Below are 12,254 nucleotides of genomic sequence, written 5' to 3'. Positions count from 1 at the left end.
CAGTTGTCTTGCCAAAGGCATCGCTGGGTAGCTATGTGCGGAAGGGATAAGTGCTGAAAGCATCTAAGCATGAAGCCCCCCTCGAGATGAGATTTCCCATCACGTAAGTGAGTAAGATCCCTAGAAGATGACTAGGTAGATAGGTCAGAGATGGAAGCATGGCGACATGTGGAGTTGACTGATACTAATCGATCGAGGACTTAACCACAAAGAGTCATTATTTTAATGAACAACAATTGGTCGATATTCGGCTTTCTTGACATCAATTTTTTATCTAGTTTTGAAGGAATAATCCTTCAATTGAATATTCGTCTGGTGATAATGGCGAAGAGGTCACACCCGTTCCCATGCCGAACACGGAAGTTAAGCTCTTCAGCGCCGATGGTAGTTGGGGGATCTCCCCCTGTGAGAGTAGGACGTCGCCAGGCGAAACAATTCTTTTTTGTACAATCACTTTATTTGTGAAGGTGCATATAGTATTATAGAAGATAGTAACATTTTTTTATCGTCGCGGGGTGGAGCAGTTCGGTAGCTCGTCGGGCTCATAACCCGAAGGTCGCAGGTTCAAATCCTGTCCCCGCAATACCATTTTTGATTCAGTAGGATATTCCTTGATGGGTCACGTATGGATAGTTATTTTTGCTAGCGCAAAAAAACTTTGGTCCGGTAGTTCAGTTGGTTAGAATGCCTGCCTGTCACGCAGGAGGTCGCGGGTTCGAGTCCCGTCCGGACCGCCATTTTTGTTCATTCAAACGAAACGATGTTTCGTTTTTTTTATTGTCTTTTTTCAGAACCTTTACTCTCATACCTTAAAAAGGGTAAACTACATATATACATTCTCCCTTAGGGTAACAAACATTCCTAAGGTTTTTTTATACTCTAAATGATGATTGAGGAGATTAACATGAATCAGTTTGAGATTATGACAAACAGTCCGGAGGAAACAGGCCAATTTGCAGAAGAGCTGGCAGGACTTTTAAAGCCTGGGGCTGTGTTAACGCTGGAAGGTGATCTTGGGGCAGGGAAGACAACGTTTACGAAAGGACTTGCCAAAGGCCTTGGTGTCACTAAAACCGTGAACAGTCCCACTTTTACCATAATTAAAGAATATAAGGGGCTTCTGCCTCTTTATCATATGGATGTATACAGGCTGGACGATTCCTGTGAAGATTTGGGATTCGATGAATACTTTGAAGGAGAAGGTGTGACCGTCATTGAGTGGGCTCACTTAATAAAGGATCAGCTTCCGAAAGAATTATTAAGCTTATCGATTTACCGGGAAGGCGACTCCAAAAGAAGGATCGTGTTAACGCCGCATGGAAATCGATATAGTGAATTGTGTAAGGAGATTGTGTCATGACGATATTATCGATAGATACTTCCAATTATCCGTTTGGAGTTGCCCTTATCGAAGAGGATAAGGTAATTGGGGAATATATCACGTATATGAAAAAGAACCATTCTGTAAGAGCGATGCCGGCTATCGAACGGTTGTTAAAAGACTGTGGAGTAGAGGCAAAGGAGTTAATGAAGATTGTTGTTGCAAATGGTCCCGGTTCCTATACGGGCGTACGAATCGGGGTCACATTGGCCAAGACCCTGGCGTGGTCATTAAATATCCCTCTAATCCCTGTGTCGAGCCTTGCCACTCTGGCTTCATCCGGACGATATTTTTCAGGATATATTGTTCCTCTTTTCGATGCGAGAAGGGGGCAGGTGTATACAGGCCTGTATGAGTTTCAGGGAGATCGATTAGTTTGCGTGGAAGAGGATCGCAACATCATGCTCGACGAATGGGTAACTACGTTAAAAGAGTCAGATAAAGATCTATTATTTGTCGGTAATGACGTTTCCATCCATCAGAATATGATTAAGGAAGTACTTGGAGATCAAGCTAGAATCGCCCCTTTTGTCAGTCATAATCCCCGTCCTTCTGAACTGGCTTATATCGGACTGGGTTTAAAAGAAATGAAGGCACATGAGGTGCTTCCTAACTATATACGGATGGCGGAAGCGGAAGTGAAATGGCTGGAGTCTCAAAAAAAATCTGAATAGATGATAAAGGATCGTTTAATATGAACATACGGTTTATGACGGTTGATGATTTAGACGCTGTTATGGAAATTGAAAATCAATCTTTTAGCATTCCTTGGAGCCGGGACGCTTTCTTGAATGAAATCGAGCATAACCACCTGTCCACCTACCTTGTTGCAGAAGATGAAGACAAGCTTGCAGGTTACTGTGGCGTGTGGCTGGTCGTGGATGAAGCCCATATCACAAATGTAGCCGTGCTCCCTGATTACCGGGGACGTGGCTTGGGGGAAGGTCTTATGCGTAAGATAATGGGTATAGCGATTGAATTTGGCGCACGCGTGATGACGTTAGAAGTCAGGGTATCGAACAAACCGGCACAACATTTATATCGGAAGCTCGGTTTCAAAGACGGCGGGATCCGTAAACGATACTACTCGGACAATCAAGAGGATGCTTTAGTAATGTGGGTGAATTTATGAGAAAAGATACATTTGTATTGGGAATTGAAACAAGCTGTGATGAGACAGCTGTGGCGATTATAAAAAATGGAACAGAGATTGTGACGAACATTGTTTCGTCTCAAATTGAAAGTCATAAGCGATTCGGTGGAGTGGTCCCTGAGATTGCATCGCGTCACCATGTGGAGCAGGTTACGTATGTACTGGAGGAAGCCCTTGAACAAGCCGGGATGACGATGGAGGATATAGATTGTGTGGCTGTGACGGAGGGACCTGGTTTGGTAGGTGCACTTTTAATCGGTGTCAACGCGGCCAAGGCTCTCGCTTTTGCCCATGATAAACCGTTGGTGGGAGTCCATCACATTGCGGGGCATATCTATGCAAATCGCTTAGTGAGGGAGATGAGGTTCCCCCTTCTTTCCCTGGTTGTTTCCGGGGGACATACGGAGCTTGTACTCATGAAAGATCACGGTTCCTTTGAGGTCATCGGAGAAACACGCGATGATGCTGCAGGCGAAGCGTACGACAAGGTAGCGCGGACGTTAGGCCTTCCATATCCAGGAGGGCCGCATATTGACCGGCTGGCACATGTTGGCGAACCGAGTCTTAATCTGCCTCGGGCCTGGCTGGAGGAAGGTTCCTATGATTTCAGCTTCAGTGGTTTGAAGTCTGCGGTTATCAACACGCTTCATAATGCTAAACAAAAAGGAATGACCATTCATCCACAGGATTTGGCCGCGAGCTTTCAAGCGAGTGTCATTGATGTGTTAGTAACTAAAACGGTTAAGGCTGTAAAGGAGTATGGAGTGGAGCAAGTCTTACTTGCCGGCGGAGTTGCGGCCAATAAAGGCTTGCGTGCTGCCCTTCAGAAAGCCTTTGAGGGATTGGAAGCGGAATTGGTCATACCTCCGTTATCCCTTTGCACAGACAATGCTGCTATGATTGCCGCTGCAGGAACGGTGCTATTTGAACAAGGAAAAAGAGGAAGCATGGATATGAATGCTCATCCAGGACTTGATATCGAGAATTTCTAAAAAGGAAAGCTTGAACGATACGTCGTTCAAGCTTTTTTACTGTTTGTTGATATCTTGTGAGTAACGTTCAGAGTGGGACAGGTGAAAGAGAATGGAGAGGGACGAACATACGTTTTATCAACAGGTTGTGGATAATCTGTTAGTAACTACATAATTATTGTGTATATAATGTGAAAAAGACCTGCATTACTAATCCTAAATAATGGAAAAGATTGTGGATAACATAAGTTTTTTATGTGGATACTGTGGAAAACTTCTGTGAATAACGTTTTGTAGATGTTTTGACTGTGGATAATATTGTGGAGTAAGAAAGGATTGGGGAGTGATAGTTATCCCCAATCCTGTGGATTACTGCTCTTCTTGAAGTAGTTCTTCCAGTTCTGTCCACTCTTCCAATAAAGAATCCAGTTCTTCTTTAGCTTTGGTGAGTGATTCATTAATATCCTGTACTTTTTCGTGATCTTGAAAGATATCAGGATCGCAGAGAAGATCTTCTTTTTCCTGTATGTTTGTTTCGAGTGATTCCATCAGTCCTTCGATTTCTTCGACTCTGCGCTTTCGTTGTCGTTCGAGTTTTTTCGCTTCTTTATCCAGCTTGTGGGAACGTTTTTGAGTCGGCTCCTGTAATTGTTTACCCTGTTCCATGCGTTCAAGTGCCGCCAGTTCCTCCTGCTGTTGTAGCTTTTCTACATAATAATCGTAATCGCCGAGATATTCCGTAGATCCTTTCTTGGATAGTTCAACGACTTTTGTTGCAATTCGGTTGATGAAGTACCGGTCGTGTGACACAAAGAGGATCGTTCCGGGATAGTCTATCAGGGCATTTTCCAACACTTCTTTGCTGTCCAGATCAAGATGGTTCGTCGGCTCATCCAGAATCAGGACGTTACCTTTTTCCATCATCAGCTTGGAAAGGGCTAATCTTGCCTTTTCTCCACCACTGAGTGTGGAAACGGGCTTTAATACATCCTCCCCTGAAAAGAGGAAGTTGCCGAGGACCGTCCTGATTTCTTTCTCCATCTTCATCGGGTATTCGTCCCACAGTTCATTTAATACCGTCTTATTCGAAGACAGTTCGGCTTGTTCTTGATCATAGTAACTGATGGTCACATTCGAACCGAATTTAAATGTACCATCTTGTGGCTGCAGCTTATTGACCAATGTTTTCAATAGCGTCGATTTCCCGATTCCATTCGGTCCGACCAGTGCGATACTGTCTCCTTTTTTGACAGAGAAATCGATATGGGAGGAAATCGTCTCGTTTTTCCCGTATCCAATCGTAAGATCCTGGACGTGCAGCACGTCATTCCCGCTTGGGCGGTCGATTTGAAACGCGAAGCTGGCAGATTTCTCATCCCCGAGTGGTCGGTCCATCCTATCCATACGCTCCAGTTTCTTTCGCCGGCTCTGTGCCATTTTCGTGGTAGAGGCGCGGGCGATATTCCGTTGAATGAAGTCCTCGAGCTTTGCGACTTCCTGCTGCTGACGCTGGAACATTTTGAGGTCTTTTTCATAGTCTTCCGCTTTTTGTTCAAGATATCTGCTGTAGTTCCCGAGGTATTTCTTACTCCGGTTCCGGGAAATTTCATACACTTGATTGACGACGCTGTCTAAGAAGTAGCGGTCATGGGAAACGATCAGGACGGCCCCTTCATAACTTTGAAGATACGTTTCAAGCCATGATAAGGTTTCGATATCCAGGTGGTTGGTCGGTTCATCAAGGATAAGGATGTCAGGCTTGGTCAGAAGAAGCTTCCCGAGGGCGAGCCGGGTTTTCTGACCACCGCTCAACGTGGATATCTTTGTTTCGTAATCAAAATCGGCAAAGTTCAATCCGTGAAGGACAGAACGGATATCCGCTTCGTACTGATAGCCGCCGGAGTCCTTGAAGAGAACCTGGAGTTGATCGTATTCCTTCAATACCCGTTGATAGACATCCTCTTGCTCATATACCGAAGGGTCAGCCATCTGTTGCTCCAACAATCGTAATTTCTTTTCCTGCTGTTTCAATTCTTCAAAGACGGTCAGCATCTCAGACCAGATGGACAGCTCGGATTCGAGACCCGTGTTCTGCGCAAGATATCCGATGGAGACACCTTTTGGCTTGGTGATCTCTCCGGAATCGTATGAAAGGTGACCTGCAATTATTTTTAGAAGAGTCGACTTCCCTGCACCATTACGGCCGACAAGGGCAACTCGATCTCTAGTCTGTATTTCAAGCTTAATATTTGATAGGATATTATCTGCACCAAAGTTTTTCGTTAGTTGATTCACTTGTAATAGAATCATGACGTTTCACCTCTATTTCATAGTGCTAGTGTACCGTATAAGAGAGGGGAACGGCAATAAAACACCTATTAATCTTCGTACACTTAGGATAAAATATAGTGTATGATGAGTAGGAGAGTTTAATAAATTCTGGATGCTTTCTATTTTGGAAGCGGTATCAGAGGTTTTGAATAGATGTGGGGGAATACAATATGAACCAGGATACAACGAAAATTCCACAGGCAACGGCCAAGCGCCTTCCGCTATATTATCGATTTATCAAGAACCTGTACTCATCCGGTAAGCAGAGGGTTTCATCGAAGGAATTAAGTGAAGCGGTGAAAGTTGATTCTGCTACAATCCGCAGGGATTTTTCTTATTTTGGGGCATTGGGTAAAAAGGGATACGGCTATAATGTCAATTATCTGCTATCCTTCTTCCGTAAGACCCTTGATCAGGATGCCCTTACGAAGGTTGTGCTGATCGGGGTGGGGAATCTTGGTACAGCGTTTCTTCATTATAATTTCATCAAGAATAATAATACGAAGATCGAAATGGCTTTTGAGGTAGATGAAAAGAAAGTCGGGACTCAAATCAGCGATGTACCCGTTTTTCATTTAGATGATTTAGAAGAGAAGCTTGTAGGGCATGATATTGAAGTAGCGATTCTGACGGTGCCGGCTTCTTCTGCTCAGAATATCACAGACCGATTGGTTTCTTCGAATATAAAGGGGATACTGAATTTTACCCCTGCAAGATTGACGGTGCCCGATCATATCCGCGTCCATCATATCGATTTGGCGGTGGAACTTCAGTCACTCGTTTACTTCTTGAAACATTACTCAGAGGATGACACGGAAATGTCACAAGATGGAATCATAACAGAATAGAAAAATCTTCATATTTACGTTATGATAGAAGTGTAAAAGAGGAGGTGTCTCATTATGCCAGGTCCAGGTAGCCTCGTATTAATAGCAGTCGTTGCTTTACTTATTTTTGGTCCTAAGAAACTTCCGGAATTAGGGAAAGCCGCTGGAAATACATTGCGTGAATTTAAAAATGCAACAAAAGGCTTAGCAGATGATGAAGACGAAAAAAATAATAGTGCTAAGTAGAGTAGGATGAACGCCATGAGTCAAAGAGACATGACAGTTTATGAACATATAGGAGAATTGCAAAAACGACTCATGTTTGTAGTCGTTTTCTTCTTGTTAGCCGTTGTGGTAAGTTTCTTTCTTGCAGAACCGCTGATCAGATACTTACAGCATGCCGATGAAGCGAAGGAATTAACCATGAACGCCTTTCGCATCACAGATCCTCTGAAGATCTATATGGAAATGATCATGTTCATTGCTTTAATCATGACATCCCCTCTCATTCTCTTTCAGGTCTGGTCTTTTGTCAGTCCGGGTTTATACGAAAGAGAAAGAAAAGTGACGCTTAGTTATATTCCAGTTTCCCTTATCCTTTTCTTAGGTGGATTGTCATTTTCTTATTTTATTTTGTTTCCATATATCGTGAAATTCATGATGGGTTTATCAATGAATCTAAATATAGAACAAGTGATAGGGATAAACGAATATTTTCATTTCTTATTCCAGATCACGATTCCTTTTGGCTTTCTCTTTCAGTTACCCGTAGCCATGCTTTTCCTTACACGGTTAGGTATCGTGACACCGATGATGATGGCAAAGATGAGGAAAGCGGCCTACTTTATCTTATTGGTCATCGCTGCCCTTATCACGCCACCGGACATTGTGTCTCATCTAATGGTGACGGTACCGCTGTTCATATTATATGAAATAAGCATCTGGATCTCTAAGATCGGATACAAAAAGGTGTTAGAAGCAGAGCAGAAGCTTGAAATGGAACAGTTTGAGGAAATAAATAAGGATTGATCAACCGATCAATCCTTATTTTTTGTTCTTTATTTGCTTTTTGATTTTGAAATGCAGCATGATCATCCGTAACCCGGAACCGAAGTCCAGGGTGGCAAGAAAGATGAGCATATACGTGAAAAATCCCCAACCTTCATCATTCTGTACGTTTTGTACAGCAAAGTATGTGAAGAGCACACCGAGAAGGAGATAGATCACTCCAGAGAATAATGGTGATCTCTTCATAGAAATAATCCTCCAATAAATCCTTGAATTTTTTCAGCTTCATTCATCATTTTTTCGATTTCGTCCTTATAGATAGATTGCATTAGAACGACCGTTGTATTCATGGCCACGTGAGCAAATATTGGCACCAAAATCCGCTTCGTTTTCACATAAAGAAATGCGAAGGTGAATCCCATTGCTGAATACAGGATCACATGCTCAGGCTCGAAATGGGCAAGAGCGAAGATGACCGAACTGATCAGAGCGGCAAAGAAGAAATGCATCTTCTCGTATAGAACGCCAAAAATGATCTTTCTGAATACGATTTCTTCCAATATAGGGCCGATGATGGCCGCTACCAGCATGGATAACGGAACCTTTTCAATGATGCCGATGATCATCTGGGTGTTTTCAGATCCCATTTGAATTCCCAGCGCATATTCGACTTGAATCGCAACCGATTGAGCGATGAATGCCATGAAGATTCCGAGTACCGCCCAAACAATCGAACGGCCGGCGCCAATCGGAGCGCTCCGTTCAAGCCGGGTGCTTGTTTCGCTTTTCCTTAAAATGCCTCCCACAATGAGAAGGGTCAGCGTAAAGCTGATGACGAGCCAATATCCAGGGACAAGGCTCCGCACGGTCTCATCGGGCTTACCGAGGACGTCAACACCAATCTTATATAAAAGGGGTACCCCGACAATGCTTGAAAGCTGCATGACGATATAGGCAATTAAAATAAATCCGAAATGTTTTTTCAACGTTTGATCTCCTTTAGCACCTGTAAGATAACGACCAGCTTTACTTTACTCCTGTACAATTCTACTAAGAAAAGCGGAACTGTTCAAATCTAAGGGTTTCTTTTACCCTGGAATATATGGGGAAAGTAGGGCATAGGATAGGAGGGTGTGAAAAAAAGAGAAATATGACGAAAAAAATTTTAGGCAGGACTCTTGCAAAATGAAAACGAATTAATTAATATAATAGTTGTGTTAGCACTCACAGTGAGCGAGTGCTAATAAAAAACATTTACATAATTCAAGGAGGTTGTTTCACTTGTTAAAACCACTAGGTGATCGCGTCGTTATCGAGCTAGTTGAGTCAGAAGAAAAAACAGCAAGCGGTATTGTGCTACCGGATTCCGCAAAGGAAAAGCCACAAGAAGGTAAAGTGATGGCTGTAGGTACTGGTCGCATTCTTGACAACGGTGAGCGCGTTGCTCTTGAGGTAGCTGTCGGCGATCGGATCATTTTCTCTAAATACGCTGGTACAGAAGTGAAATACCAAGGCACAGAATACCTGATTCTTCGTGATAGCGATATTCTGGCTGTAGTTGGCGAATAATTAAATTTCCGTATAGTAAACCATACATTATCTAAATAAGAGGAGGACTTTAATAATGGCTAAAGATATTAAATTCAGCGAAGAAGCACGCCGTTCCATGCTTCGCGGTGTCGATCAATTAGCAAATGCAGTAAAAGTAACTCTTGGACCAAAAGGACGTAACGTGGTACTTGAGAAGAAATTCGGTTCACCACTTATCACAAATGACGGTGTAACCATTGCGAAAGAAATCGAACTTGAAGATGCATTCGAAAACATGGGTGCAAAACTGGTTGCTGAAGTAGCAAGCAAAACAAACGAAATTGCCGGTGACGGTACAACGACTGCAACGGTCCTTGCTCAAGCGATGATCCGTGAAGGTCTTAAAAACGTAACAGCTGGTGCAAATCCTGTTGGCGTACGTAAAGGAATCGAAAAAGCGGTTCAAGCTGCTATCGAAGAATTAAAAGTGATCTCCAAGCCAATCGAAGGCAAAGATTCCATCGCTCAAGTTGCAGCAATCTCAGCGGCTGACGAAGAAGTCGGTCAACTGATTGCAGAAGCAATGGAGCGTGTTGGAAACGACGGCGTTATCACAATCGAAGAATCTAAAGGGTTCACTACTGAACTTGACGTTGTAGAAGGAATGCAGTTCGACCGTGGATATGCATCTCCATACATGGTCACTGATTCTGATAAAATGGAAGCTGTCTTAGAAAATCCATACATCTTAATCACTGACAAAAAAATCGGCAACATCCAGGAAGTACTTCCTGTCCTTGAGCAAGTCGTTCAACAAGGTAAGCCATTACTAATGGTAGCAGAAGATGTTGAAGGTGAAGCTCTTGCAACGCTTGTTGTGAACAAACTTCGCGGAACATTCAACGCAGTGGCTGTTAAAGCTCCTGGCTTCGGTGACCGTCGTAAAGCAATGCTTGAAGACTTAGCCGTTCTTACTGGTGGAGAAGTGATCACAGAAGATCTAGGCCTAGACCTTAAATCTGCGAACATCACTCAACTTGGCCGCGCTGCGAAAGTAGTCGTAACGAAAGAGAACACGACTGTCGTAGAAGGCTCCGGGGATCCAGAAAAAATCGCGGCTCGCGTAAACCAAATCCGTGCTCAATTAGAAGAGTCCACTTCTGAATTCGATAAGGAAAAATTACAAGAGCGCCTTGCTAAGCTTGCTGGCGGAGTAGCAGTTGTGAAAGTCGGAGCTGCAACTGAAACTGAGCTTAAAGAGCGTAAACTACGCATCGAAGACGCCCTGAACTCTACTCGCGCAGCAGTAGAAGAAGGTATCGTATCCGGTGGTGGTACGGCACTCGTGAACGTATACAACAAAGTAGCATCAATCGAAGCGGATGCAGATGTAGCAACTGGTATCAACATCGTGCTGCGTGCTCTTGAAGAGCCGATCCGTCAGATCGCTCACAACGCTGGACTCGAAGGTTCTATCATTGTAGAACGTCTGAAGAAGGAAGAAGTAGGTGTCGGATTCAACGCAGCTACTGGTGAGTGGGTCAACATGATCGAAAAAGGTATCGTAGATCCAACGAAAGTAACTCGCTCTGCGCTTCAAAACGCAGCGTCTGTTGCAGCAATGTTCCTGACTACTGAAGCAGTAGTAGCGGACATTCCTGAAGAAGGCGGCGGCATGCCTGATATGTCCGGTATGGGCGGCATGGGTGGAATGGGCGGCATGATGTAATCTGCCCCCTCAACCCTTGATATAAAAGGATTTGTTGGTAAGGTGAGAGTGGTTTGCTAACATTTTGCTAACATTGAGGATATTAACGGAGGCTTCTCATGAGTTCGCTGAACTTTTGGGAAGCTTCTTTTTTCATTTCTTGGGTTACGTGGAGGTACACATTTTTTGTAATTTGATCGTCAGTATGTCCAAGACGATCCATGATTTGTTCTAGTGATACACGAGCTTCCGCAAGAAGGGATGTATGAGTATGTCTTAAACTGTGCGGAGTTAAATCTTCGTTAAGGTCGGCTATTCTTAGTAGCCTTTTCATACGATCTCTAACATTCTTAATCACGATTGGATAGCCGTATTGTCGCTGCATTTTGGCAAAGATAAAATCTTGGTTATTGTAAGCTTTACCTAATTGTCCAATTACCTCATCTTGAGTCTTCTTATGTTCCATCAAAGCGTCAATCACTTCTTCATCGACAACAATTTTCCGTCTAGACTTTCGGGTTTTTGGTGGGACTAATTGATACTCAACCGTATTATTATTTGGATTATAATATGTCTTAGTAATACTGATTGTATGGTTTTTGAAGTCAATATCTTTCCACTTAAGAGCAATAAGTTCTCCAACCCGAATTCCTGTATAGGCGAGTATTAAAAACACCAAGTAATCATGTTCAAGACCATGTTGTTTTGCTGTCTTTAAAAACAAGGCAAGCTCTTCTTTTTCTAAGTAATTTGGAACTTCCTCTTCTTCTAATTGTTCAATCGTTTTTTTGTCTTTTTTTACGTAAGCGAATTCTGTAGGATCCTTCTTTAATAGTTCTAATTCTAATGCCTTTCGAAAAATCATCCTCCCAGTTCGATTTATCCCCTCCCTTGTGCTATCAGCTAACCCTTGAGCTTTTAAATCGTTGAGAGCATCTTGGTACATCTTTCTTGTGATGTCCTTCAATTTTAATTGAGCAAAGTAGGGTAATAACCTCCCAATTTCATGAAGTCGAACACGAATAGTACCTGGCTTAACCTCCTTTGACTCACTGTAGATAGGCAGCCACTCTTTAGCAAAGTCGCTGAAAGTTTTGTCTGTTTCCTCTAAATATGTCCCTTGATTTAACTCGTAAATGAGAGTATTAGCTGCCGCTTCAGCTTCTTGTTGGGTCAGAAAACCACTTTTAGACTTCTGTTTTCTTTTTCCAGTGATTGGGTCTATTCCGACATCAACGACATATGCCCATTTTGCACCGCAAGTGCATTTATTCTTTTTGCATGTGCAGTTCCTTCTATAAAAATGTCCTTTCATAGGCATCCTCACTTTCTGAAATTATTTTAT

Annotated in this window: 13 protein-coding genes, 2 tRNA genes and 2 rRNA genes; 13 read left to right on the top strand and 4 right to left on the bottom strand. The window is 43.0% G+C overall.

Annotated elements, in window-relative coordinates; translation table 11 throughout:
* From AM506_RS20085 to tsaD, 8 genes are all read left to right on the top strand, one after another.
* Window positions 1-208 (top strand): 23S ribosomal RNA (locus AM506_RS20085); the annotation flags it as partial.
* A 103-nt stretch (window positions 209-311) separates the two neighbouring features.
* Window positions 312-428 (top strand): 5S ribosomal RNA (rrf, locus tag AM506_RS20080).
* Window positions 429-509: 81 nt separating this feature from the next.
* Window positions 510-583 (top strand) — tRNA-Met (locus AM506_RS20075).
* 77 nt (window positions 584-660) lie between these two features.
* Window positions 661-737, top strand: a tRNA-Asp gene (locus AM506_RS20070).
* 167 nt (window positions 738-904) lie between these two features.
* On the top strand, window positions 905-1,360 hold the full coding sequence (gene tsaE / locus AM506_RS20065; RefSeq protein WP_060674685.1) for a tRNA (adenosine(37)-N6)-threonylcarbamoyltransferase complex ATPase subunit type 1 TsaE: 456 nt from the start codon (window positions 905-907) through the stop codon (window positions 1,358-1,360).
* Window positions 1,357-2,055: a tRNA (adenosine(37)-N6)-threonylcarbamoyltransferase complex dimerization subunit type 1 TsaB gene (gene tsaB, locus AM506_RS20060; protein WP_060674683.1), complete on the top strand. Its 699-nt coding sequence runs from the start codon at window positions 1,357-1,359 to the stop codon at window positions 2,053-2,055. Before tsaE ends, tsaB begins: the two co-directional genes overlap by 4 nt.
* A 20-nt stretch (window positions 2,056-2,075) precedes the next feature.
* A complete protein-coding gene (gene rimI / locus AM506_RS20055) occupies window positions 2,076-2,513 on the top strand; it encodes a ribosomal protein S18-alanine N-acetyltransferase (RefSeq protein WP_060674681.1) in 438 nt (145 codons plus the stop codon).
* A complete protein-coding gene (gene tsaD / locus AM506_RS20050) occupies window positions 2,510-3,526 on the top strand; it encodes a tRNA (adenosine(37)-N6)-threonylcarbamoyltransferase complex transferase subunit TsaD (RefSeq protein WP_060674687.1) in 1,017 nt (338 codons plus the stop codon). The genes rimI and tsaD overlap by 4 nt, the downstream gene beginning before the upstream one ends.
* A 348-nt stretch (window positions 3,527-3,874) precedes the next feature.
* Here the strand turns inward: tsaD and AM506_RS20045 are convergent, their stop codons facing one another.
* The gene (locus AM506_RS20045; protein ID WP_060674679.1) at window positions 3,875-5,815 is read right to left on the bottom strand and encodes an ABC-F family ATP-binding cassette domain-containing protein; all 1,941 of its coding nucleotides are present in this window, start codon (window positions 5,813-5,815) and stop codon (window positions 3,875-3,877) included.
* 191 nt (window positions 5,816-6,006) lie between these two features.
* Between AM506_RS20045 and AM506_RS20040 the strand changes: the two genes are divergently transcribed.
* From AM506_RS20040 to tatC, 3 genes are read left to right on the top strand one after another with little or no spacing between them, the layout of a single operon-like run.
* The gene (locus tag AM506_RS20040) at window positions 6,007-6,684 is read left to right on the top strand and encodes a redox-sensing transcriptional repressor Rex (protein WP_034766052.1); all 678 of its coding nucleotides are present in this window, start codon (window positions 6,007-6,009) and stop codon (window positions 6,682-6,684) included.
* Between the two features lie 54 nt (window positions 6,685-6,738).
* The gene (locus AM506_RS20035; protein ID WP_034766054.1) at window positions 6,739-6,909 is read left to right on the top strand and encodes a twin-arginine translocase TatA/TatE family subunit; all 171 of its coding nucleotides are present in this window, start codon (window positions 6,739-6,741) and stop codon (window positions 6,907-6,909) included.
* Window positions 6,910-6,924: 15 nt separating this feature from the next.
* On the top strand, window positions 6,925-7,692 hold the full coding sequence (tatC, locus tag AM506_RS20030; protein WP_060674676.1) for a twin-arginine translocase subunit TatC: 768 nt from the start codon (window positions 6,925-6,927) through the stop codon (window positions 7,690-7,692).
* Between the two features lie 15 nt (window positions 7,693-7,707).
* On the opposite strand, the gene AM506_RS20025 is transcribed toward tatC, so the two are convergent.
* A complete protein-coding gene (locus tag AM506_RS20025) occupies window positions 7,708-7,917 on the bottom strand; it encodes a YdiK family protein (RefSeq protein ID WP_060674675.1) in 210 nt (69 codons plus the stop codon).
* Window positions 7,914-8,657, bottom strand: a complete 744-nt coding sequence (locus AM506_RS20020) for a CPBP family intramembrane glutamic endopeptidase (protein WP_060674673.1) — start codon at window positions 8,655-8,657, stop codon at window positions 7,914-7,916. The genes AM506_RS20025 and AM506_RS20020 overlap by 4 nt, the downstream gene beginning before the upstream one ends.
* 295 nt (window positions 8,658-8,952) lie before the next feature.
* On the opposite strand from AM506_RS20020, the gene groES reads away from it, so the two are divergent.
* Both groES and groL read left to right on the top strand, forming a co-directional pair.
* Window positions 8,953-9,240, top strand: a complete 288-nt coding sequence (gene groES / locus AM506_RS20015) for a co-chaperone GroES (RefSeq protein WP_034766060.1) — start codon at window positions 8,953-8,955, stop codon at window positions 9,238-9,240.
* A gap of 55 nt (window positions 9,241-9,295) precedes the next feature.
* Window positions 9,296-10,930 (top strand): chaperonin GroEL, encoded by a 1,635-nt coding sequence (gene groL / locus AM506_RS20010; protein ID WP_034766062.1) that lies wholly within the window; start codon window positions 9,296-9,298, stop codon window positions 10,928-10,930.
* Window positions 10,931-11,012: 82 nt separating this feature from the next.
* Here groL and AM506_RS20005 read toward each other — a convergent pair whose 3' ends face one another.
* Window positions 11,013-12,224 carry a tyrosine-type recombinase/integrase gene (locus AM506_RS20005; RefSeq protein ID WP_060674671.1) on the bottom strand — a complete coding sequence of 404 codons (1,212 nt, stop codon included), beginning with the start codon at window positions 12,222-12,224 and terminating at the stop codon, window positions 11,013-11,015.
* Window positions 12,225-12,254: the final 30 nt, after the last annotated feature.

Origin of the sequence: Rossellomorea vietnamensis (assembly GCF_001305855.1) — a bacterium.
Classification (GTDB): Bacteria; Bacillota; Bacilli; order Bacillales; family Bacillaceae_B; genus Rossellomorea; species Rossellomorea vietnamensis_A.
Note: the sequence above shows the minus strand (reverse complement) of the source record. Positions and strands in the feature narration are given on the sequence as shown.

Coding starts and splice junctions, on each gene's coding strand:
- AM506_RS20005 (WP_060674671.1), bottom strand. CDS start 12,224: ATGAAAGGACATTTTTATAGAAGGAACTGCACATGCAAAAAGAATAAA.
- AM506_RS20040 (WP_034766052.1), top strand. CDS start 6,007: ATGAACCAGGATACAACGAAAATTCCACAGGCAACGGCCAAGCGCCTT.
- tsaB (WP_060674683.1), top strand. CDS start 1,357: ATGACGATATTATCGATAGATACTTCCAATTATCCGTTTGGAGTTGCC.
- AM506_RS20045 (WP_060674679.1), bottom strand. CDS start 5,815: ATGATTCTATTACAAGTGAATCAACTAACGAAAAACTTTGGTGCAGAT.
- tsaD (WP_060674687.1), top strand. CDS start 2,510: ATGAGAAAAGATACATTTGTATTGGGAATTGAAACAAGCTGTGATGAG.
- AM506_RS20025 (WP_060674675.1), bottom strand. CDS start 7,917: ATGAAGAGATCACCATTATTCTCTGGAGTGATCTATCTCCTTCTCGGT.
- tsaE (WP_060674685.1), top strand. CDS start 905: ATGAATCAGTTTGAGATTATGACAAACAGTCCGGAGGAAACAGGCCAA.
- rimI (WP_060674681.1), top strand. CDS start 2,076: ATGAACATACGGTTTATGACGGTTGATGATTTAGACGCTGTTATGGAA.
- AM506_RS20035 (WP_034766054.1), top strand. CDS start 6,739: ATGCCAGGTCCAGGTAGCCTCGTATTAATAGCAGTCGTTGCTTTACTT.
- groL (WP_034766062.1), top strand. CDS start 9,296: ATGGCTAAAGATATTAAATTCAGCGAAGAAGCACGCCGTTCCATGCTT.
- tatC (WP_060674676.1), top strand. CDS start 6,925: ATGAGTCAAAGAGACATGACAGTTTATGAACATATAGGAGAATTGCAA.